This is a genomic window from Coleofasciculus sp. A1-SPW-01 (assembly GCF_040217205.1).
GTDB lineage: Bacteria > Cyanobacteriota > Cyanobacteriia > Cyanobacteriales > Coleofasciculaceae > Coleofasciculus > Coleofasciculus chthonoplastes_A.
Window position 1 is genome coordinate 1 of sequence record NZ_JAVJNP010000145.1, and the last position, 22,942, is coordinate 22,942.

At 45.6% G+C, this 22,942-nt stretch carries 17 protein-coding genes and 1 pseudogene; 12 read left to right on the top strand and 6 right to left on the bottom strand.

Going from position 1 to position 22,942, the window contains the following annotated elements; all coding sequences use genetic code 11:
- Positions 1–402 precede the first annotated feature (402 nt).
- The 6 genes from RH949_RS22295 (at position 403) to RH949_RS22320 (ending at position 8,629) form a co-directional block, all read left to right on the top strand.
- The gene (locus RH949_RS22295) at positions 403–1,032 is read left to right on the top strand and encodes a chemotaxis protein CheB (RefSeq protein WP_446356218.1); all 630 of its coding nucleotides are present in this window, start codon (positions 403–405) and stop codon (positions 1,030–1,032) included.
- Between the two features lie 88 nt (positions 1,033–1,120).
- Entirely contained in the window at positions 1,121–2,992 is a 1,872-nt protein-coding gene (locus tag RH949_RS22300; protein WP_446356220.1) for a CheR family methyltransferase, read from the top strand.
- Positions 2,993–3,104: 112 nt separating this feature from the next.
- On the top strand, positions 3,105–4,385 hold the full coding sequence (locus tag RH949_RS22305; protein ID WP_446356222.1) for a PAS domain-containing sensor histidine kinase: 1,281 nt from the start codon (positions 3,105–3,107) through the stop codon (positions 4,383–4,385).
- A gap of 257 nt (positions 4,386–4,642) precedes the next feature.
- Positions 4,643–5,914, top strand: a complete 1,272-nt coding sequence (locus tag RH949_RS22310) for an ATP-binding protein (RefSeq protein ID WP_446356224.1) — start codon at positions 4,643–4,645, stop codon at positions 5,912–5,914.
- Positions 5,915–6,031: 117 nt separating this feature from the next.
- Positions 6,032–7,519: a DNA methyltransferase gene (locus RH949_RS22315; protein ID WP_446356226.1), complete on the top strand. Its 1,488-nt coding sequence runs from the start codon at positions 6,032–6,034 to the stop codon at positions 7,517–7,519.
- A 15-nt stretch (positions 7,520–7,534) separates the two neighbouring features.
- A complete protein-coding gene (locus RH949_RS22320; RefSeq protein ID WP_446356228.1) occupies positions 7,535–8,629 on the top strand; it encodes a hypothetical protein in 1,095 nt (364 codons plus the stop codon).
- Positions 8,630–9,029: 400 nt separating this feature from the next.
- Here the strand turns inward: RH949_RS22320 and RH949_RS22325 are convergent, their stop codons facing one another.
- The 3 genes from RH949_RS22325 to RH949_RS22335 all read right to left on the bottom strand — a co-directional run bounded on the left by RH949_RS22325 (position 9,030) and on the right by RH949_RS22335 (position 12,846).
- Entirely contained in the window at positions 9,030–10,058 is a 1,029-nt protein-coding gene (locus tag RH949_RS22325) for an aromatic ring-hydroxylating dioxygenase subunit alpha (protein WP_446356230.1), read from the bottom strand.
- Positions 10,059–10,258: 200 nt separating this feature from the next.
- A complete protein-coding gene (locus RH949_RS22330) occupies positions 10,259–10,849 on the bottom strand; it encodes a type IV pilin-like G/H family protein (RefSeq protein WP_446356232.1) in 591 nt (196 codons plus the stop codon).
- Positions 10,850–10,890: 41 nt separating this feature from the next.
- Positions 10,891–12,846: an FAD-dependent oxidoreductase gene (locus RH949_RS22335; protein WP_446356234.1), complete on the bottom strand. Its 1,956-nt coding sequence runs from the start codon at positions 12,844–12,846 to the stop codon at positions 10,891–10,893.
- A 142-nt stretch (positions 12,847–12,988) separates the two neighbouring features.
- Here RH949_RS22335 and RH949_RS22340 point away from each other — a divergent pair, with 142 nt between their 5' ends.
- Together RH949_RS22340 and RH949_RS22345 are read left to right on the top strand one after the other, a co-directional pair.
- Entirely contained in the window at positions 12,989–13,762 is a 774-nt protein-coding gene (locus RH949_RS22340; RefSeq protein ID WP_446356236.1) for an ABC transporter permease, read from the top strand.
- Between the two features lie 223 nt (positions 13,763–13,985).
- On the top strand, positions 13,986–14,873 hold the full coding sequence (locus RH949_RS22345; RefSeq protein ID WP_446356252.1) for an ABC transporter ATP-binding protein: 888 nt from the start codon (positions 13,986–13,988) through the stop codon (positions 14,871–14,873).
- Positions 14,874–15,006: 133 nt separating this feature from the next.
- On the opposite strand, the pseudogene recR reads toward RH949_RS22345, so the two are convergent.
- Positions 15,007–15,600: pseudogene (gene recR / locus RH949_RS22350) on the bottom strand (recombination mediator RecR); the annotation flags it as partial.
- Between the two features lie 190 nt (positions 15,601–15,790).
- Between recR and RH949_RS22355 the strand changes: the two are divergent.
- The 3 genes from RH949_RS22355 to RH949_RS22365 all read left to right on the top strand — a co-directional run bounded on the left by RH949_RS22355 (position 15,791) and on the right by RH949_RS22365 (position 20,110).
- Positions 15,791–17,074, top strand: a complete 1,284-nt coding sequence (locus RH949_RS22355) for a valine--pyruvate transaminase (RefSeq protein ID WP_446356254.1) — start codon at positions 15,791–15,793, stop codon at positions 17,072–17,074.
- 172 nt (positions 17,075–17,246) lie between these two features.
- Positions 17,247–18,545 carry a glutamate-cysteine ligase family protein gene (locus RH949_RS22360; protein ID WP_446356238.1) on the top strand — a complete coding sequence of 433 codons (1,299 nt, stop codon included), beginning with the start codon at positions 17,247–17,249 and terminating at the stop codon, positions 18,543–18,545.
- A 671-nt stretch (positions 18,546–19,216) separates the two neighbouring features.
- Entirely contained in the window at positions 19,217–20,110 is an 894-nt protein-coding gene (locus RH949_RS22365) for a hypothetical protein (RefSeq protein WP_006100682.1), read from the top strand.
- Positions 20,111–20,353: 243 nt separating this feature from the next.
- On the opposite strand, the gene RH949_RS22370 is transcribed toward RH949_RS22365, so the two are convergent.
- A complete protein-coding gene (locus RH949_RS22370; RefSeq protein WP_446356240.1) occupies positions 20,354–20,926 on the bottom strand; it encodes a hypothetical protein in 573 nt (190 codons plus the stop codon).
- 19 nt (positions 20,927–20,945) lie between these two features.
- Positions 20,946–22,145, bottom strand: coding sequence for an ImmA/IrrE family metallo-endopeptidase (locus tag RH949_RS22375; RefSeq protein WP_446356242.1), 1,200 nt, complete (start codon positions 22,143–22,145; stop codon positions 20,946–20,948).
- 235 nt (positions 22,146–22,380) lie between these two features.
- On the opposite strand from RH949_RS22375, the gene RH949_RS22380 reads away from it, so the two are divergent.
- On the top strand, positions 22,381–22,836 hold the full coding sequence (locus RH949_RS22380; protein WP_446356244.1) for a hypothetical protein: 456 nt from the start codon (positions 22,381–22,383) through the stop codon (positions 22,834–22,836).
- The last annotated feature ends 106 nt before the right edge of the window (positions 22,837–22,942 follow it).

A 22,942-nucleotide genomic window follows, 5' to 3' on the forward strand; every position in this document is an offset into this window, starting at 1 on the left:
TTGTTTCATGGCTAAACTATACCACCTCATGGGATAGAAAGAGAGAGATTGAAAATACTTCGGGGATTGACCCCTCGCATTTTCCGCTATCCCCCTACCCCTTACTTCGTTGAAGGGGTAGCCCCTCGCGATTCGGGTGGAAGTCGTTAGAATGCCTGTAGTGTTGTCGGGGGAGGATGTTTTGCCCGGATTCACATTAGAGGTGAATTAAACCCGATTGTCGGCACACGTAGGGGCGCACTGACGTGCGCCCTTTGCCAACGTGCATTCGTGTCATTGTGTAGGGGTTTGGTCACCAAACCCTGACTAACGTGCTGGATTCACCATAACCTCTGACGTCGCCCCGATATTGCCAAAATCGGTACACTGAAAGCGTTAACCCTTATATGTCAGTGCTACCCTATGACACAACCCCAGGTCGATCAACACAGCAATCCCCCCCCAGCCTTCGCCAATACCGCCTTTGATGTCGTCGCCATCGCCGCATCTGCTGGCGGACTAAAGGCGCTATCTGAGGTTTTATCCCATCTACCGAGTGACTTTCCAGCAGCCGTTCTGATTTTACAGCATCTTGACCGCAGTCACCGTTCTTTAATGGCAGAGATACTCCGCCGACGGATTTCTTTGCCGATTAAGCAGACGGAGGATGGAGACAAGCTAAGTCCGGGAGAAGCCTATATTGCCCAACCGAATTATCATGTTTTGGTCAACTCTGATGGTACGCTTTCCTTAACGCAGTCACCTATGGTCAATTTTGTCCGTCCCTCAGCAGATTTACTGTTTGAGTCACTGGCAAATAGTTATCGAAATCGGGCAATTGCTGTCATTTTAACCGGGACAGGGAAAGATGGCACAAAAGGAGTGCAAGCGATCGCGAAAATGGGCGGTATGGTGATTAGCCAAAATCAAGAGACGTCGGAACACTTTGGTATGCCCCGTTCTGCCATTGACACCGGGATCGTTGATTTAATTTTACCGTTACCCGAAATTGCTGAAACACTCATCCAACTTGTAAAAAAAGGTAGAGAGTAGACTATTTGAATATTTCTGGAATTTGCTATTTACTTTTTATTTTTAACTGTTGCTTTTATAATAAGTAATAAGTAATAAGTAATAAGTTATGACAAATGACAAACAACAAGAAGAAAATCGAATTTTTGAATCTCTACTGGAATACTTAAAAGAAACACGAGGCTTTGATTTTACGGGTTACAAACGCTCGACACTAAAGCGGCGGGTAACCCGGCGAATGCAGTCTCACAATATCGATAACTTTGGCGATTATCTGGACTACCTGGAAGTTCATCCGGAAGAATTTGAGCCGCTGTTCAATACAATTTTAATCAACGTTACCGCATTTTTCCGGGATACGGACGCCTGGGACTATTTACAGTATCAACTCCTGCCGAAACTGTTGCAGCAAAAGGATAAGCGAGAGCAAATCCGCGTTTGGAGTGCGGGGTGTTCATCGGGGGAAGAAGCCTATTCTATTGCCATGCTTTTGGCAGAAATTATGGGGTTGGAGCAATTTCGCCAACGGGTTAAAATTTATGCCACGGATGTAGACGAAGAAGCTTTGGATCAAGCGCGTTGGGCACGCTATACTTCCAAAGCCTTAGAGAACGTGTCTGAGGAATGGCGACAGTGCTATTTTGAACAAGTTAACAATCAGTATGTATTCCGATCTGATATTCGCCGGGTGGTGATTTTTGGTCGGAATGATTTGGTTCAAGATGCGCCAATTTCCCGGCTGGATTTACTGATTTGCCGCAACACACTAATGTATTTTAATGCGGAAACTCAGAAACGGATTTTGGCACGGTTTAACTTTGCGCTAAAGGAGAATGGCACTCTATTTTTGGGCAAAGCGGAGATGCTGCTAACCAATAGTAACCTGTTTAGACCTGTGAATTTAAAGCACCGCCTCTTTACCAAAGTAGCCACACCGAAACTAAGCGATCGCCTGCTGATATTCGCCCAAGCTGGGGATAAAGAATCGAGTGCGCGTCTGTCTGAGCGGGTGCGACTACGAGAAGCGGCGTTTAATACCTCACCCATTGCCCAAATTATTGTTGATGTTAATGGTTACTTAGTGTTGGCAAATATGATCGCCCGGTCAATGTTTGATATCAAACGGCAAGATCTGGGCAGACTATTTCAAGATTTGGAACTTTCCTACCGTCCCCTAGAACTGCGGTCTCTCATCGATGATGTCTATCGCGATCGCACGTCGATTACGATTAACGATGTGGTGCGGGAGGAGTCCAATACGACTCAGTATTTGGATGTGCAAATTAGTCCTTTAAAGGAAAATGGCAATGGTGAGCAGTTGTTGGGAGTGAGTATTTCCTTTCAGGATGTCACTCGCTACAACCAGTTACACAAGAAATATAAAACATCCTCCCAAGAACTGGAGACGGCGAATGAGGAACTCCAGTCGAGTAATGAGGAACTAGAAACGACGAACGAAGAATTGCAATCCACGAACGAAGAACTAGAAACGACGAACGAAGAATTGCAATCCACCAACGAAGAACTGGAGACAATGAATGAAGAACTCGAATCGACCAATGAAGAATTGCGGACGATGAATGATGAATTGCGCTTGCGGACGGATCAAGTCAACCAAGTCAATGCCTTTTTAAATTCAATTCTAGAAAGTTTCCAAACGGGGGTGATTATTGTAGACCGCGAATTTAAGATTATCCGTTGGAATGAATATTCCGAGGAACTTTGGGGACTACGCAGTGACGAGGTAGAAGACAAATCCCTCCTCAGTTTAGATATTGGCTTACCTGTGAAACAGTTGCGCGAACCAATCCGTAACTGTTATCAGGGCGAGGTCAATCATCAGACAATCATGGTGGATGCGATTAATCGCCGAGGTCAATCCATTCAATGTCAGGTTACGTTCCACGGCTTGAAAGGGATAGAAGAACAATTACACGGCACGATTATATTGGTAGATGAAGTGAATCAAGAAGATGGATGAGGGGTGACATTGGTGTCAACTTAAGCTCAACCCCTCACCCATGCAACAAAAGCGAAGCATCCTTTGTGAACGAAAGATAAGATAAGTGTAAACCTACCCTTACCCAATCCCCATGACTAACCTAAACAAACTGATTCAACGCTCCAAACAACGCCTAGAATCCTTGTTTAACCAAATCAATCAAGCGGCGGATCAACCCGAAATCCTCTCAAAGATTCTAGAGGAGTTTTCGATCACATTAGAGGAATTCGATCAGCAACAGCAGGAGTTAGTCACCATAAATAATGCCAGCGACAGCGAAATCCAGCACTACCGAGAGTTATTTGAATGCACCTCAGAAGCCTACTTTGTGACAAATCTGATGGGAGAAATTCATACCGCCAATCCAGCCGCCAGTATGATGTTGAACATCTCGCTCAACTATCTTATTGGCAAACCGTTACCTGTCTTTGTCGCTGAATCTCACCGCAAAGCCTTTCGCAATCAACTGCAACAAGTGAGAACATCCTCCCAGTCGATGGGATGGGACGTGCAGCTACAGCCTCGCCACGGTGAACCCTTTCCCGCCGCGATCGCCGTTTCTCCCATTCGCGATAATCACGGTACTCTAACCGGATTGCGCTGGTTAATTAGCGATATCAGTCAGCGCCAGCAAGCGGAAGCCTTACGCCAGGAATTAGCCGAACAACACGAACTCAGCGAACTCAAATCCCGGTTTCTCAGTACCGTCTCCCACGAATTCCGCACCCCGCTAACCACGATTTTATCCTCTAGTGAAATGCTAGAACGGTATAGCGATCGCTTGAGTCCAGAACGAAAAGCCGTACATTTCCAGAAAATTAGCCAATCGGTCGATTATATGACCCAGTTATTGGAAGATATCTTAATCTATAGCAAAGCCGACGCCGAAAAACTAGAATTTAATCCCACTGTTGTCAATTTAAGCGAATTCTGTCAGACTTTAGTCGAGGACTTGCACCTAGAAGCCGCGAATAAAGAACGGATTCAGCTTAAGTGTAACGATGATGACATTTGCGGCAATTTTGACCCCAAACTGCTACGGCAAATTCTGAGTAACTTACTCACCAACGCCCTGAAATACTCACCCAAGGGTGATCCTGTAGATTTTGAACTGAATCGTGAGGAGAATCAAGCTATACTATTAATTCGCGATCGCGGTATCGGCATTCCCGCCAATGACCAAGTGCATTTATTTGAACCCTTCCATCGCGCCCAGAATACAGGTACAATAAACGGAACAGGATTAGGACTCGCGATCGTCAAAAAAGCCGTGGATTTACATCAAGGCATGATATCTGTCCAAAGTGAGATTGATGTAGGTACGACATTTACTGTCAACTTACCGCTCCTGAATAATGCCAAAAAATTCTAGTCTGGATACGACATGTCGTATCCAGACTAATCCTGATATAACTGTTTTCAGATAGTCAGACAAACAGATTCCTATTTTTTCAACGCAATTATCAATAAAACCTTGCATTAACCCTAGATAAATCTTAATAACCTAGACACCCATGAGGTAATGGAGGAAATGATGAATCCTAACCAATCCGCAAAAAAAAACTAAATTTATCCTCAGACACCTTAACCGAAGCCATTAACGAGCATATTCACCAAGCCCAGGAACGCTTGACACAGGCTCAATCTGAAGCTGACATTTCACCCGATGAATGCTCAATTCAGCTAGCCGAAACCGTTACTGAACTATCCACCACCCTAGAAGAATTACAAGCCGCCGTCGAAGAAATCCAAGAACGGAATCAGGAAATCTCCGCAGCGCATCAAGCCACAGAAAATGAACGCCGAAAGTATCAAGAACTCTTTGAATTCGCCCCCGACGGCTATTTCATCACCGACGCATCCGGTATAATTCAAGACGCCAACCAAGCCGCCGCTACCCTAATGAATATAGATAAGCAGCGTCTCATCGGCAAACCCCTAGCTGTCTTTATTGCTGATACAAGCAAACGCACCTTTCTCAGTCAACTCAACCAACTCACCCACTTATCCTCCCCCGACTTTCCCACCACCCTACTCTACCGAGACTGGGAAATATTCATTAAACCGCGCCAGAGTGAACCATTCCCGGCGGAGATTTCCATCTCAGCCATTCTCAATCCCCAATCAGAAATCGTGGGATTGCGCTGGTTAATTCGGGACATGACCTATCGCCATCAAGCCGAAAGCCTACGCCGAGAATTAGAAGCCGAAAAAGAATTCAGCGAACTCAAATCTCGCTTCATCCAAACCGTCTCCCACGAATTCCGCACCCCCCTGAACATGATATACGTTTCCGCCCAACTCCTCGCCCGTTCTCACGACGGCTTAACCGAAGAAAAATGCAATCAATTACTGCAACGAACCGATAAAGCTGTGCGGCGAATTACCAAAATACTCGATGACGTTCTCGTCTTCAGCAAAGCCAGCGCCGACAAACTCGAACTCAACCCTACATTACTGGACTTAGAACAATTCTGCCAAACCCTTGTCGAAGACTATCAAGTCATCGCCGGTAGCAGTAAAACCCTACAATTCAACGCCCCCGGAACCAAGCACAGCGTTTGCCTCGACGAAAAACTCCTCTATCAAATACTCGGCAATCTCTTATCCAACGCCATCAACTATTCCCAGCCAAACAGCGCCATAACCCTCACCCTAACCTACCCAGATCATACAGTATGCTTTCAGATCCAAGATCAAGGAATCGGCATACCCAGAGAAGACATCCCCCGACTCTTTGACCCCTTCCACCGGGCGAGAAACGTCAGCAACCTACCCGGAACCGGGCTGGGATTATCCATCGTCAAAAAAGCCATCGAAATTCACGGTGGAACCATCAACGTCCACAGTGAAGTCGGCATCGGCACAACCTTCACCGTCACCCTACCCTTAGATTTGTAGTTTGTAGTTCGTAGTGTGGGCTTTAGCCCATCAACGCAACGCCGTGCAAATTATCCTGTAATATCATCAAACCTCCCCCAACCCAACCCCAAAACCTGATAAAACCAAACAAACCGAGTGTACAAACAACTAACCCTAGAACTTACCAACAATCCCGAACCATCCCCCCAAACCATCACTCATCCCAGCGGATATTCAGGCTGGTACAGACTACACAAATACTGGGGTAAAAAACCCCACGAACCCCTCGCCCTCGCCATCCAACAACTCACCCAAGAAAACGATATCATCCTAGACCCCTTCGTCGGTTCCGGCATAGCCGCCCGCGAATCCCGGCTGCGGAAACGTCGTTTCATCGGAATAGACATCAACCCCATCGCCACCGAACTAACCAAACTCCTCATCTCCCCACCCGATTACCCCCTCATCCGCGAAGCCTTCCTATTCCTAGAAAAAACCCTCAAACCCCAAATCAACCAAACCTATCAACTCAACGATGGAAGAATCGCATCCCACTATCTTTGGCAAAACAACCAATTACGTCAAATTTGGTTATCCGGAAATCGTAGCACCAGCCGCCTTGAACTCCCCCCCACACCCGAAGACCTGAAACTCATCGACACCTTCTCAACCTATCAAAGCCAAACCATTCGTCCCCCTAAATTCTTCGCCAACAGCCGCATCAACGCCACCCCGCAACTCTCCCTATCCGACCTAATCACAGGTCGCGCCCAACATAACCTGGACTTAATCATAAACCAAATTAACCAACTTCCCCAAGCCGCTCAACCTGCGATGAAGCTATGCCTAACCGCAGCATCTGGACAAATGACAAAGATGGTATTCGCCGTTACAGGCAGAGGCAAAACTAACGGAAATCCCTCAAAAAAAATAGAAATCGGGAGTTGGGTGATTGGCTACTGGCGACCCCCATTACACTTTGAAGTCAACGTTTGGAACTGTTTTGAGCGGCGCGTTACCAAACTTTTAAACGCCATCAAAAATGGTGATCCTTTACAAGGCAGCACTATTAGTGAAACTCTCGATCAATTCTACCAAAATGACGCAGAATGTAGCATTATCTGCGCCCCTTGTCAACAGGAACTCAAGCACCTGCCCAAGAAATCAATTAACCTAATTATAACCGATCCTCCACACAGCGATCGCATTCCCTACCTAGAACTCAGTGAACTGTGGAATAGCATCTTAGGAATTGAACCCAACTTTGACTCAGAAATCGTCATCTCAAACGCCAAAGAACGCGCCAAAACCGCCCCCCTCTACAATCAAACCATGAGCGCCTTCTGTGCCGACTGTTCATCCATCCTGCGAGACGACGGCTTTCTCGTCCTACTTTATAATGCCAGACAACAGGAAAGCTGGGCATTTATCAAACAACTAATAGATAGTTCAGAACCATCATCAACTCTCAACTATCTAGGACAATTCCCCTGTAACTATTCAGCCCGTTCCGTTGTCCAAGATAACCGAAAAGGGAGTCTCAAGCATGACATTGCCCTCGTTTTCGGCAACCCTAACGCTAATTTAAACAAAATTTCGCAATTAAAAACCATTCACGGTTGGTCAAATACTTTTCCCCATTAGTCAAGAATTAACCCGATGGACTTTGAGACAGCACAAGCCTGGTTTCGAGACAATCGCATCAGAGAATTATCCCAAACCAATGACGGACTCCGTTTTCTTAAACTACGTTCCTTATCGCGCCGTGAACACTTATACCAATTATTCGCATCCGCAGATTTAACCCCCCAAACAACCTCAGCACGAGAGTTATTGAAAGAAGCATTTAATACCACCTCTATTAATGACACCATTATTAATTCTACCATTCAACAAATTTACGCCTCAGAGCGAGAAGCGCGTCGTCAACAAGAGCCAGAACTCGTTAATCAACTCTATCGTCTAGAGAGTTTCGACTGGGGTGGACTGCATCAAAATAGCCTGGAACGAACAATTATAGACAACTACGTTAAAAAAATCCATAACTATAATCACCTCTCAAACAGTATCGAGAATGAGCTTCACTATAGTATGCGAGGTTACGTTTTATGTTCATGGTATAACCATTGGACATCAATCATAATCGAAGATATTTTTCGTGATCATGATAAAGTATTACCTGCGGTAGGATTAATCAAAAAAATAGACTTTTTTATAAATAATGTTCCCTTTGACCTGAAAGTCACTTATTTTCCTGAAGGATACATCAAACAGTGCCGTCGTTCAGAAAACAAGCGTCCAGAACTTACACTATTGAAACAATGGGCGCGTCAGCATCAAGTCACATTCAGCCCTAATCTTCCTGACAGTCAATTACTCTCAGACTTATGGAAAAAAGCCAGTGATTATCCGTCAGAAGACGCCCAAACTTTACTCTCTGAACTCACTAATTTTCGGCAACAACTGATTCAAGAAGCACAGACAAATCCCGTTAATCTAATCAAATGGCTGTACGAAAATCAAGGTATCCGTCGCTTTGATGCCTCGAATCGCTTATTCTTAGTTCTGATTGACCCCTCAAATTTCTTTCAATCCTGGAAATTGAAACGCGCCAAACCGCTTCTCGACGCTAGAATAACAGCTTACTTAGATAAAATCTCTTCATCTCCCGGACAAACCCTAAACTTCATCTGGGAAAGAAAAAACTACACAGTCATATCAGACGCGATAATTATTACTAAACCGCCAGGATAATGTCGTTCGTAGTTCGTAGTGTGGGCTTCAGCCCATCAACGTAACGCTGACACCACCAACGTAAAATATACATTCAACCTTAACCAAGGGCGGGTTTTGCCACAAAGATTATCAGCAAGATTCACAATTCAATCCCTAAACCCGCCCCTACAAATTACCCTGTTTTCCCATCAACCCTTGCACAGTCACCAACTGTTCCTTAAAAAAGGGCGGGTTTTGCCACAAACATTATCAGCAAGATTCACAATTAAATCCCTAAACCCGCCCCTACAAATTACCCTGCTTTCGCATCAACCGTTACACAGTCACCAACGCCCGATTCAACTCATACCTTAAAAAAGGGCGGGTTTTGCCACAAACATTATCGGTGAGATTTACAATTAAATCCCTAAACCCGCCCCTACAAATTACCCTGCTTTCGCATCACCCGTTGCACACTCACCAACGCCCGATTCAACTCATACCCCCTCCCTTCCGGATGCGCCAAATACGCCAACTGTTCCTCCTCAATCATCTGCACATCCTGACGCACCAACCCATCCAACAACCCCTGCGCCGAACCAAACAAACTATCCTTAATCCACCGCCGAAACCAAATCGGTAACTTATGCAACCGCCAAAACGCATTCAGCGACGTAAAATGAACCAAATAGGCACGAGTCTGCCGTAAATTCACCGGACACAATAAACAATAAATCATAAAATCTTCCCCCAAACTCGACACCCAATGGGGATAAACATAACTCACATCCAACGGTTCCGGATGCAAACGCCGTAACGCCGGAAAAAACAACTGAGAAATCGACCAAATTTTATCAATCTTATAATAACTCTTCGCCTGATAATGAGCATCCACCCGATGTTCATCCTCATCAATATCCACCAAAACCGGATCAGCCCAGGCTTGCCAATCCTGATGCAAATGCCCATGATACATATCCATCAAATTCTCAATTAGAAATGAATAATGGGCATTACAGTCAATCCGAGAAACCGTAGCAATATAATTCAAATGCTCCCACTCCGGGAGTCCCATCGGTTGTCGAATGTTCCTATCACCCTCCCCTGGAAACAGCCAAATAAACCCATCTTTTTCCCGTACCGGATAGGCACGAATTGCACAACTCGGCAATTTTTGATTTTCAGCTAAATAGGGAACGAAAACACAAGTTCCCGTTGACTTAAACTGCCAGCCGTGATAGGTGCATTCCAACAAATCTCCCTTAACTTGACCATGACTCAATTGCACCTGGCGATGGGGACAACGGTTTTCTAATGCATGAATTTCACCCGTACTATCGCGAAAAATAACAATATTTTGATGCCAAAGGGTTACGCCGATAGGTTTAGATTTAACCTCATCGCTACGGGCGACAACATACCAATGATTGAGGTTAATTCTAAGTTGGCGAACGTCTAAATTAGTCATACTAAGTCATAATTCAATTGTAGTTACAATTTAATTGTAGGGACAGGTTTATCCATTGTAGGGGCGGGTTTAGGAATTCAACTCAGCTATCTCACCAATAACGGAACAGCAAAACCCGCCCTATCTCATCAATAACGGAACAGCAAAATCCTTTACCATTGAATCGGGCGCACGTCGGTGCGCCCCTACGGTGTCACACCCTATAATATTCTGTCCCGATCAAAATCCGTTAACGCATGAGAACCAAAGGGACATAATATCCCCGTAGAAGCAAACGTCGGCGCCGTCGGAATCACCGGCGGAGAGGTTGAAGGCAAATTCGTCTCACAAATCCCCCCAATCCCTTTAATAATCTCACCCGACGATACCACAAAAGTCGCCCCCGCATAACTTTTTAATCTCGGATCTTTGGCTTGGGCAATCATAATCATACCCTGAAGCGGATTCTTTGCAGGTAACATCAAATAGCGATAATTCTCCGTCTCCTGGAACCCCGCCAAATTTAACTCAACTAAACTTGTGGCAAACTGAGAATACTCCAGAAAATAATTCAATTGCGCCAGATTCACCGCATTTAAATACTCTTGCACCTCCCCTTGCAGCGCCAAAGCTGCGGCTGTTTGGGGAATGTAGGGAGGCGATTCCTGCGCCTGTACCGTTGGCGACAATCCTGCTAATAAACTAATCAGTCCTAATTTCGCGATCGCACCTTTAATCATAGCGTGTTCCTCTCCATTGGGGATAGGGGAAGTCAGGGCGGGTTTTGTTGATAGGTTATCGGTGAGATTCAATATTGAATCCCTAAACCCGCCCCTACAATTACCCATCTCCCTTATATTGAAAAAATGCCTTCTGGATTCACCGATAACAGCGATCGCTGTTGCAATCCTTCCCGGTGTATAATCCCATTAGCCGCCAAGAATCCACTACTCACCGCCCGTTCCATTAACCCACAGGGAAAGGGCATTTTTACCCAGTCTCCAGCAAAAAATAGATTCGCCACCCCCGAATCAGTTTCTGGGCGTTCCTGATAACTCCCTGGCGGATAACCAGAGAAGTTTTTCTGATTCACTAACTCTCGATGTAACATCGTCGCCGTTTGTAATTCTGGGACAATTTCATAGAGTTCCTGTGCAAACGTGGTTAACAAAACCTGCTGATTAGGAAACTCGTCTTCTTTATAACAATAAGCATGTAATTCTACCACACTTCCCCCCGTCTTTTCATGCCACTGAATATAATCATCTTGGATGCGATGATACAGAGTAATACTATCGGTGAGACGATAGCCAGACAGAGAAGTAAAATTACTATGGTTCCAAGCAAAATCCCGATCAAACCAAAATCGGGCAACCGCAAAGGGATCAGCGACGGCTAATTGTTCCACCTGCTGAAATACCTGGGAATTCACTTCCCCTTCTGCTAATTTAAACAAATGTTGGACACCGGGAACATCCGTGGCAAAGACATAATAATCCGCCTGAATCGTTTCTGTCGCTACCGGGGGCGACTCTGGACTAGAAATCCCCACCAGTTGCACTTCATCCTCAGTGCTTTGCATCAGGTTAAACCGAGGTAAATCCCGTTTCGCCGGACCCGCAATCACCTGCCCTTGGGAATTATAAACCGCCCCATGACAAGGACAAAGAAACTGACCATCTGCTTGGCGTTGTACCGTACAGCCTTGATGAGTACAAGTTAGAGAAATCGCTTGATTCTCCTCTGGAAAAAGGGCAAACATGGCATCTCCAGCCCCGTAATAGTCCACAGTCTGATCGGATTCATCAGTTTCCATCCTACGATTCCGCTTCACCCAAAACGGCACCGAGGGTTGAGTATTTCCCGACTGATAACTAATCGAATGAATCTGCCCATCTTGCCAATTAATGCTACTCACCGTCGCTTCTGTAACAATCGTTCCCTGCCGATTTTGAATCGCCTGGGCAATGGGTTCCACCAAACTCCTACCCATATCCTGGCGGGTTCCATCAAACGCCAATCCCTCCGGATTACCAAAAAAATAAAAGTGGAAAAACTGCATTAATTCGCCCACACTCAGCAAATCCGGCGCATTCAGACTAGATTTAGCAAAGGGTAAAAAATACAGATCATAAAGTCCCTGGGGAAACTCACCTTTTACCCAATCCGCAACCGATAACTGATCCAAACGCTGAAAACTATCGGGGATTTGGAAGCCGCCAATTTCCCGAAACACCTGCCAATGTTTCAACTTGGTCAAATTAATCCCCCAACGCCAGCGATTTGAGGACGCGATCGCTAAATCTACCACATTCCAGGGAAAGGCAGAACGGCTAGGGCGAAAGACTTCCGGCTGATACTGATTATCCCGAAAAACCACCGAGTAAAATTCCAGGGAACGGAAGTGATCCTGAATCTCCAACTCAGCCACCAACCGATTCAAATTATAATACTGCGGGAAAAAGCCATGGAACCCATGTTCCATCCGCAGGGCGTGATCACCCACCTGAATTTGCCAACTCGCAATCTTACCGCCGAGTTGAGGCGATCGTTCTAATAGTGTCACATCAAAGCCGCGTTGACTCAACTCATAGGCACAACTAAGCCCCGCCAATCCCGCACCCACAACCACCACCGATTTTGGCTGAGTCAGGGTTCGGGGTAAATCCAGGGTATCCGGTTGAATAACCGTCGGTTGCGGTTTCGCCCAGCGAGAATATCCGATCACACTACCCACCCCAGCCACACCAATAAGTTTCAGGGCGGTGCGTCGGGAAAGGTAGAATCGGTTTAATTTGTCATTGGTCATTGTTTAAAACACTGATTTCACGGATTTATTGGAGAGATGGGGGTAGGGAGGTGAGAGGTTAGTCACACACTGATGACACTGAAAGGTTAGTTCTCGCATTTAGAGAGGATAATAATGAAACCCGCCCCGACAGAAAATTTAAATGAACTATTGGCATGAAACATTGGCTGTAGCCCAGCGCATTTTAATCGAACTGGGGCGAAGACGCCGCAGTCTGGTGTTTTGGGGAATTTTCCCCATTTCGGTATTATTACTCAACGGTTATATTTTGGCAGAACGCGCCCAATTGTCGATGGCGCAAGCCTTTGAAAATGCCGCCCCTTCGACGTTGGCAGGTGCTGCTTTATTTTTTAGCTGTCTGGGGGGTACGGTAGCAACGGTGGTAGGGGAACGAGAACAGCAAACCCTTAAACGTCTGTTCATCTCACCCTTAAGTGGCATATCCTATTTTCTAGGTATCTTTTGCGCCCATAGCGCCATTGCTGGGGGTCAAGCGGTTTTGGTTTATGCGATCGCAGCATGTTGGGGTGCTAAGTTTCAGGGGTCTCTAGTTTTAGGCATCTTGATCATTCTACAGAGTATCATGGCTTACGTGGGAGTGGGATTCATCCTTGGTACCCAATTTGCCCGTCGCACGGAGGATGTAAACGCCTTGGTTGCAGCGTTTGGCGTACCCCTGTTAATTTTAGGGGGTGCATTTTTACCCACATCCCTATTTCCCGACACCTTGCTAGACATCGCCCAATTTAACCCGATTTACCATATCAACGAAGCGCTGCTGGGTGTTTGGGCAAATGGCGAGGGATTGGCGGATATTCGGGAGCATTTTTTGTTTTTGGGCGTATTTGCCTTAATTATGGTAGTAGCCGGATGGTTATCTTATCAGCGGATGCTGAGAGTTGAGCGAAGGTTATGATATCAGATAAATCTTCGTCGGGGCGCACAGACGTCACTGGTGTCAACTTAAGGCGAAACCCCCTCACCCCCAACCCCTCTCCCACCAGGGGAGAGGGGAGTAGGTTTGTAGTAAGGGCTTTAGCCTTTGACAATTTTGGCAACCTCCCATTTGGGATTTTTGAATTTTCAATTAGTCCGTGTCAGAAACTCATAAAATTGTCCTATTTTATGTATTACTCATTGTGCTGCATATCGAAAACCTCTGTAAATCTTACGGCGATCGCCATGTTCTACAAAATCTCACCCTACATATTCCCCCCGGAGAAATTTACGGATTACTCGGACCCAATGGTGCCGGAAAAACCACCACAATTAATAGTATCTGTAACTTACTCAAAGCCGACAGTGGCACAATCACCATTAATCACCAACCCGTCTCCGACGCCACCAAAACCCTGATTGGAATTGCCCCCCAGGAAAACTTACTCTATAAAACCTTAACCTGTGCCGAAAACCTGCATTTTTTTGCCCGCATCTATGGCTTAAGCAAGCGACAACGACAACAACAAGTCCACACCTGTTTAGACGCTGTTAATCTATGCGATCGCGCCCAAAGTCCCGTTGAAACCTTAAGTGGGGGAATGCAGCGACGCTTAAATATAGCCGTCGCCCTGGTTCATCAGCCGAAACTGGTCATTTTAGACGAACCCACAACGGGTTTAGATATCGAAGCCCGATATGAAGTTTGGGACTTGATTCGCCGTCTCCAACGTCAAGGATTAACAATTTTATTAACCACTCACTTACTCGATGAAGCCGAACGCCTATGTCAGCGGATTGGCATTCTCAAAGGCGGACAAATCCTCGCCGAAGGGAGTTTAGATACCCTGCGCCAACGGATTCCCGCCCAAGAGATTGTGATTATCCAAACACAAGAAGAGGAACGTGCGATCGCGCGGGCGACAGAACTCGGTTTCACCCATCGCCGCTACGGGAATGATTTAGCTTTTTGGTTACCCGAAGCGTTAGATTTAAAAGAAATAATTGAGCGATTTGAGGGCATTTCCCTAGATTCAATCACTCGCCAACCTGTACGCTTAGAGCATATTTATATCGAAGTGACTCGATGAATGATTTTGGTAGGCAGAAGGGAAGCTGGGGGAGTGATGTAGAGACGTGCCATGGCGCGTCTGGGAGCTGGGTAAGAGGATTACCAATCAACCATGAATAATCAACAAATGACAAATGACAAATGACAAATAACTAATCCAACTCCCGTCGCCCTTCCAACGCCCGTGCTAATGTCACCTCATCCGCATATTCTAAATCCCCACCCATGGGTAACCCAAAAGCAATTCGAGTCACCTTTGTAAACGGTTTCAATAGTTGACCAACATACAGGGTCGTCGTTTCCCCTTCCACACTCGGACTAATCGCTAAAATTACCTCTTGAATCTTCTGCTGGCTAACGCGGCGCACCAGTTGTTCAACGTGCAATTGTTCCGGTCCAATTCCATCCATGGGAGAAATCACCCCACCGAGAACATGATAATTCCCCCGATATTCCCGTGTTTTCTCCAACGCAATCACATCACGGGAATCCGCCACCACACAAAGGGTTGTTTTATCGCGATTCGGATTACGACAGATATCACACACCGATTCAGCCGACAGGTGAAAGCAAACCTGACACAAGCCAATCTGCTTTTTCGCCTCAATTAAAGCTTGCGCCAGGGCTTTGACTTCATCCTCTGAGCGTTTAATAATATGTAATGCCAATCGTTGAGCGGTTTTGGGACCCACTCCAGGTAAGCGTTGTAGTTGCTCGATCAATCGAGCTAGGGGGCGTGTGTAAACCGTGGTTGTTCTCCCAGTCTATGCGTTCACCTTACCTATAGTACGCTCTCCAGTTGGGAAAAGGACGGAGAGTTGGGGGAGTCGGGTTGGGGAATTTGCGGTTAAATGAGTACAGTCCCCGTGAATCAGTAATCTTGACTCAATTCGCGGCAAAGTAAGTTAACCTCTGTGATAAGAGCGATCGCGCATGATGGAACCGTCTCTCACTCAATTTGGTACTCAGATGTCCAACCTGACGGGCGTCCGGGCTATTATGAAGGATATTATTGAAACGTTACGATTAGGTCAGGGACAGGAGTTTATTAACCTCAGTGCCGGAAATCCGGTAATATTGCCAGAGGTGGAACAACTGTGGCGAGACTGTACCGCCCAACTCTTGGCAAGTCCCGAATACGGAGAAGTGGTTTGCCGTTATGGGTCATCTCAAGGATACCAGCCCTTGATTGACGCGATCGCAAAAGATTTCAATCAGCGTTACGGCTTGAGTCTAACTGAACGGAATATCTTAATTACTCCCGGTTCTCAATCCATTTACTTCTACGGTGCGAATGCCTTTGGCGGCTATACCCAAGCGGGTGAGTTAAAACAAATCGTTCTCCCCCTGAGTCCTGATTATACCGGGTATGGTGGCGTCAGTTTAACCCCAGAAGCCCTAATCGCCTATAAACCCAGCCTAGAGATTGACGAAGCGGCGCATCGCTACAAATATCGTCCCGACTTCAGTCAATTGAAAATTAGCCAAGATACCGGATGTGTCATATTTTCTCGCCCCTGTAATCCCACAGGGAATGTTCTTAGCGATAACGAAGTGCGAAAAATTGCCGAACTTGCTGCACCGAATCATGTGCCAGTATTCATTGATTCCGCCTATGCACCCCCATTTCCAGCATTAAACTTTACCGACATGACGCCCATTTTTGGTGATAATATTATCCACTGTTTGAGTTTATCTAAAGCCGGACTACCCGGAGAACGAATTGGCGTCGCTATTGGTGATCCGGATAGGATTGAGATTTTGCAATCGTTCCAGACGAATCTCTGCATCCATTCCTCCCGCTACGGACAAGCCATTGCTGCACAGGCAATTAATTCTGGCGCATTGGCTGAGATTTCTGTTAATGTGATTCGTCCCTATTATCAGCACAAGTTTACCGTCTTAGAAACCGCGCTAAACCAATTTATGCCCAAGGATTTACCGTGGTTTTTACATCGCGGTGAAGGCGCTATTTTTGCCTGGTTGTGGTTCAAAGATTTACCGATAACCGATTGGGACTTGTATCAACAGTTAAAGCAGGTGGGAGTAATCGTGGTTCCCGGAAATACCTTCTTCCCCGGATTACGGGACAATTGGGAACACCAGCATCAGTGTATTCGGATTAGTTTAACCGCAAGCGATCGCGAATTAGAAACCGCCATGCAACGGTTAGTTAAAGTGACACAACAGGTGTATCAGCAAGCCGTGGTGGAGGTTTAATGGTGAGTAGGGGCGGGTTTAGGATATATCGTTTCGTCATTGATAATAACGTATCTGCAAAACCCGCCCTGACTGCTTAGACTTCTTAGTCTCGTTTCCAGGTATGAGAAGGAAATGCTATTGAGGAGGATCTGCCTCCTTGAAATAACCCAGTAACCATTATAACTATACTATGAAACTAGGTAAACGTCGCATCGGTTTAGAACAAGAATTTTTCCTCGTAGACGAAAGGGGAAAATTTTCCAATCATGCCGATGAATTCTTACAAAATTGTCGCCAAGAAGCCGAAGCTATTGGCTTAAATCCCGATTACTTTATGCCGGAATGGGTGAAGGGAATGATCGAAATTAATACCCCTCCCGCCCATACTCCCACCGAATTAGCCATAGCCTATCTAAAAAACTTACAACTCGGATTACAGGTGGGAAAAAAGATGCATTTGCGGCTTTATCCTCTATCCAGCTATCCCTTACATTTAATTCCCGTCATTCGGGATAAATTAAGCTATCATGTCCAGGTTCGCACCGTTGGCTACGACCGATTTTTGAATGCGGGTAAATGTACAGGAACCCATATCCATTTAGAAGTACCACCAGGAGTAATTGATTCTCGCGTTGGTGTCTCTTACAACAGCAGCGCCGCCGAACGCGAAGAACTGATTAATATTTATAATTTAGCCACAGCCTTAGATTCTGCCCTCATCGCCTTGGGACGCGCCTGTCCCTTTTATGAAGGAGAAGCCACGGGACTTGCCTATCACATTGTCCGCTATCGGGGAAGTGACAGATTTGGCTGGGAAGGCGTGTATACTCACTTACAATCTGTTGGCGGTTTAATGCCTTATGCCGATTCTGTGGAACAGTTAGTAGAGTTACAATTTGAACGCTATTATGCATGGCTAACCGCGATGGATAATGCTGGAGTTGAGCGGAAGTTGTTTACTGAAGGCGGCGGAAATTTACTAAAATCGGGCTGGAATCCAGTGCGACTCAATGCATTAGGAACGGTGGAATTACGGGGAATTGATAGTAATTATCCAGACGTAATTTTCACAATCATGAGATTAGTTTACAATGCCGCTAGACGAGTCAGACAGGAAGGAATAACCGTTAGACCTGCTCAAGGCGTTCATACCTTTGAGTTACGGGGTAATTGGCTAGTTGTGCCAGAGTTTGACTATCTCAATGGTGAATTATTATTTGCGGCGGTGACGGAAGGGGTGAAGAGTTCTAAGGTTACGGCTTATCTGGATTCTATTTTAGAGTTTGCCATTCAAGATGGTAGTGAGGGAATTAATTACCTAGAAAAGTTGAAATCAGATTGGGGTGAATATCAAACAACAGAGGCGGAAATTTTACAAGAGTTTGTTCCCGCAGGCGCTCATCTGAAGAAGGAAGAAGGGTTGCGGTTAGTCCGTGAAGCGTGCGATGAGTTAGAAGCCCAGGTTTCATCGTTTTCCCAAAAGTATTAGAGAGGAGGCGATTGAAATCGCTGCTACACAAACAAAGTCCGCCTGCGCGGACTAGGTTATATAGCAACCGCCATGGCTGTTAAGCTGTTCGGCATTTAAACCATAATGTCAAGAATTGCGAAATCCTTGTAGTGCGTTAAGCGAAGCCATGCCGAAGGCTTGGGAGCATCCCGTTTTGGACAAAGCATTACCTAAAGTAACGCAATTGCAAGGGTTTCAGCCCCATTTAAAGAGCCAACGTGCCAAATTGGGATGCTCCCGAAGGCTTTGCATCTTGCTCGCTACTAATACCCAATTTAAATGCATTTCAGCTTAGGACACATCATTTATGTAGAGACGCGCCATGGCGCGTCTCTACAATGGTGCCGAACGTCCTAATCGATGTGTCTATTGCTATAACGGGGTTAACGTTCCCCGAATTTGGTATTAGTCCATTTTAATGGACTTGAGCTATAAGCCAAGAACTTGAGTTCTTGGCTTGTTTTAGCTTCGATTGAACCGTCAAATCTATTCCGCCACCCTCTTGGATATCGCCTGTACAATTCTCCCTAAAAGAAATAACAGATCAGTTTCGCGGCGTAAATTACTGATCTCAAACTGGGTGTGACACTCCTGATCCCCAAAAGTAATGATGAGAGTAGTAGATGTAGCCAAGTGTCTTGAGAATTGTCATGAAAAGTACCCCATTAGAAAGTTCAACGGGACGCTTAAGTTCATCATCAAACCCAATAAAACGGTTAACCCAAGGAGACTTCACGCAGCGGTTTGGTCGTTTCCTCATCTGTCGGAGAATATATAGTCTTCTCCAAGCTAGGCGACAGCGCCTAAATCCCGATTTCTATAAAAAACGTCTGAAGATTGCTTCCGATTCAATGTTTGACGGTGTTTCTCTCGATAAATGTGTCCAACAACTCCGTCATGAAGGAGTAGGCTTTGGTCTGCATTTATCGCCGTCGATGGTAAAAGAAATCTATCAATATGCCATGCAAACAGCTTGTATTGAACCTGAGTCTGACGACGAATTTTTCATCGAAGAGGTAATTAGAAATGGTCGAAGGCGAGGTGAACATCCAGTACTGCGTGCCTTGGTGCGTGATGTCATGAATTGTGAAGCCATTCAAAAAATTACCCAAGATCCTCTGCTGTTGCAAATCGTTAAGAACTATCTGGGGTATTGGCCCAACCAAATTACTCAGCATCTGACTTGGAGTTTAGTGTCAGATCTCCGAGAACCGGAAATTAGACAGAGTTATCCACCCACGAATTTTCACTATGATATCGCTGGGTACAACTTCATGACCGCCTATTTTTATATCACCGATGTGAATGCTGATTCGGGCGCTCATGTTATGATCAAAGGCTCTCATCAGAAAAAGCCGCTTTACATGACCTTGGCTGCGGGTCGTCAGTCGGACAAGGCGGTACTTAATTATTACGGACAAGACAATCAACTGATCATTGAAGGAGAAAGTGGATTTGGTTTTGTGCAAGACCCTTCCTGCATTCACCGCGTAATTTCTCCGGTTAAAGCAGATAGACTACTGCTGCAAATCCGGTATTCTTAGACCGTAGTGGACTGACACAGTTGAAATGGTGGAATAGGTTGGGTTCGTAGTAGGGGCTTTAGCCCTCTCCAGCTAGGCGGAGAGAGAACTAAAGTTCTCACTACAAACAACGTCCTATTTTAGTTGGGTCACGGCAGTAGTGGACTGACACAGTTAAAATTGTGGTATAGTTGGGTTCGTAGTAGGGGCTTTAGCCCCTAATTGCATGGGTTTTCAAAAACAATGTATTTGGATTACAGAATCTCATTCCTCTAAAGCGTCTGGATCAGTCAAAGCAGCTTGCCACCAACTTAGTAAAGGATGGTTTTTACGTGGTAAATACCGTCCCTTGACCCGAATTGCCCTGAGTGCATCTCGTAATATTGAAGCATCAAGAGCGACTTTCTCTGACCAATGCTTGATTATCTCTGGAGTTGATATAATTTGAAGCTGGGAGATCTCCCGTTGAATAAACGAGATTGCCTTCTTATCGTCAGTTGCTATTGCCCATCCTCGATGAACCGCGATCGCACAGCAGGCAGATTCTCCATCATCGCCTAGTTCAAAAACATAGTTGACAAATGATGTCTCTTCTGATTCTGATTTAAAGTCCACCACAATAACTAAACCCTGGGCAATAGCAGCCTCAAACTGAGTCGCTCCCTCGTTCTCCTCATTCTCAAGGCGTTGCAGTGTCTTCAATTCGCGCTCTCGCACAACTTGGGGAACTGCAACTTGAGCCGGAATAGCCTGCAAAATTTCCAAAAGATGACCCGATGCACTAAAGTTTAAGATGCAACAGGCGTCAAGAAGAACGTGGGATTGAGCAATTTGCATAAGCTAAGTTAACCTTCCGTCATTCCTGCCCTTGGCGTAAATCTAAATCAGTCGCTTCCTCCAATATTCCACTGGAATACTCTCGCAACACTTCGGCAAGGCGACGGGCTTCAAGGCGATCAACATGAAGAAAATCGGCGAAGCGCCCTTCAGTAATTAGCCCCTGATCAAATGCTTCAATGGCAAGATGTTGGTAGTGGACTGGCATCCTATCAGTACGTTGGGGGATTTCTTCTAAGCCAAGTTCCTCCTGTACTTTTCTAACTTTCAATCCGCGATCGCTTAATCGATCCCACGTTCCAGATGGCAGCAGTTCCATCTCCTCTAACCGATAAATCAGCGCTTGCACAGATACGCCGTAGTAATGAGCCAACGTAAATAAATTGGTGGGAGTGAACTTACCATTAGCGCGATACATATCGTTAAATCGTTTAAGTAAGCCACTCGTTGGCATCAGGAAATATTTTGGGAAGGCTTCGGCGAGTCGTTCACTTTCTGGCATCCTCTTGTACTGTCCCTCAAAATCAAGTACAGGCTTGCGTCGATGAGCAAGAAAATGAAGATATCCATGGGCTAATGACCAACGTCGCCGTTCTTCGGGGTGATCAGCATTAATTGCTATGCACCCACCCCGTTGCTCGTCGTAACTATAGAGTTCTGAGTATTTTGGTGGCATTTTTAAGTAAAAGATGCGGAGTCCTACACTCTGCTCTAAGATGTCTCGAAGCAGAGGAATGGGACCATCTCCAAGACCGAGGCGTTGACGTTCTTCAACAGCAATACTCTCCGCCGCCCGCTCTATGGGCATACCACTCAGATGGTACTCACGAGGATAGTTTCGCGGGAGTGGTGCATCCATAATTTCTTCAAGTTCCAGATAATTCTGGCACAACTCCTCTAGGAGTTGAATGACAGGTTCAATCTGTGACTCTTCCACTTGATTGCGTCGGTAGGCGGCTCGGAATTGAACCTCGAACGGTTGCGCCACGGGAGGTTGTCGCACAAAGTCGCTGACGGCTCGTCCGTAAGCACGGGCAAGTTTGATCAATTCATTGGGCTTAAGACGGCGCTCTCCTTTCTCAATCGCAACCATCGTTGTACGCGCTGCATCGATGACTTTAGCTGCATCCGCTTGGGTCATGCCACATTGATTACGTGCTTGTTGAAGGAGTTCCCCCAATCTCTGGGTATCAATTTTGTCAAGGATGTTGTTCGTCATGGCAAGACTCCCTCAACGGTGTGGAGTGACAGATTTGATGAAGTTAGAACATTAATATAACAATGTCAATCATTAAGTTGCATTTTGGGTTTATAATGTCAGGTTTTGGCGGTGGCAATTAACGGCGGATCAACCTAGGAGCGCGATCGCTCTTTCAAGGCATTCACAATATAATGATTTGCAGCAAGACCCTTACTTGAGTCGGAGAAAGTAGCAGAGATATGAGTGAGCAATAATGCCAGAAGACGAGTCTATCTCCGATCCATTTTGGGAAAATCTTCTCGAAGGATATACTGAAGCAGTCTTAAATGAAAGAGAAGCAACTAAAACTAATATTGTGCATTTGCTAGATGAGATAAAATTAGCTGATCAGAATACTCAAAGAGAGCGAAAAGAAATTGTAGCTAATTTCCGTCCATCTAATGAAGAGTTTTCTCTGTTAGAGGAAATTGAACTGTTAACGGTCACTCTCCGGGGCTATGCCAATCAAATTCAGGCGCAAGGGTGGATTATAAATGAAACCCAGGTAATTGAGCAATTACGAGAAATACGAGTTTTTAGAATACCTGTTATCGTCCAGTTTTACTTTGGCAGTAATGGCAAGTATGAGCAAATAAAGGGTTATATTAGAATGTTGGATTACTTGCGTTTACTGATGCTGGAATATTTGCAGTATGAGCAGGTCAATTAAAATTTCGGCAAAGTTTATCAACGTTGACTCCTATTCTATGCACCTATGTTCAGGACGGGTTTATTCAATTGAGGTCTTTTAAATTGCTCCCCTCTCCTTGCAGGAG

What these genes read in the sequence shown, in the direction of transcription:
- RH949_RS22360 (WP_446356238.1), top strand. Translation starts at nt 17,247, where the DNA reads ATGAAACTAGGTAAACGTCGCATCGGTTTAGAACAAGAATTTTTCCTC.
- RH949_RS22340 (WP_446356236.1), top strand. Translation starts at nt 12,989, where the DNA reads ATGAACTATTGGCATGAAACATTGGCTGTAGCCCAGCGCATTTTAATC.
- RH949_RS22370 (WP_446356240.1), bottom strand. Translation starts at nt 20,926, where the DNA reads ATGCAAATTGCTCAATCCCACGTTCTTCTTGACGCCTGTTGCATCTTA.
- RH949_RS22295 (WP_446356218.1), top strand. Translation starts at nt 403, where the DNA reads ATGACACAACCCCAGGTCGATCAACACAGCAATCCCCCCCCAGCCTTC.
- RH949_RS22365 (WP_006100682.1), top strand. Translation starts at nt 19,217, where the DNA reads ATGAAAAGTACCCCATTAGAAAGTTCAACGGGACGCTTAAGTTCATCA.
- RH949_RS22355 (WP_446356254.1), top strand. Translation starts at nt 15,791, where the DNA reads ATGGAACCGTCTCTCACTCAATTTGGTACTCAGATGTCCAACCTGACG.
- RH949_RS22380 (WP_446356244.1), top strand. Translation starts at nt 22,381, where the DNA reads ATGCCAGAAGACGAGTCTATCTCCGATCCATTTTGGGAAAATCTTCTC.
- RH949_RS22320 (WP_446356228.1), top strand. Translation starts at nt 7,535, where the DNA reads ATGGACTTTGAGACAGCACAAGCCTGGTTTCGAGACAATCGCATCAGA.
- RH949_RS22375 (WP_446356242.1), bottom strand. Translation starts at nt 22,145, where the DNA reads ATGACGAACAACATCCTTGACAAAATTGATACCCAGAGATTGGGGGAA.
- RH949_RS22300 (WP_446356220.1), top strand. Translation starts at nt 1,121, where the DNA reads ATGACAAATGACAAACAACAAGAAGAAAATCGAATTTTTGAATCTCTA.
- RH949_RS22325 (WP_446356230.1), bottom strand. Translation starts at nt 10,058, where the DNA reads ATGACTAATTTAGACGTTCGCCAACTTAGAATTAACCTCAATCATTGG.
- RH949_RS22335 (WP_446356234.1), bottom strand. Translation starts at nt 12,846, where the DNA reads ATGACCAATGACAAATTAAACCGATTCTACCTTTCCCGACGCACCGCC.
- RH949_RS22305 (WP_446356222.1), top strand. Translation starts at nt 3,105, where the DNA reads ATGACTAACCTAAACAAACTGATTCAACGCTCCAAACAACGCCTAGAA.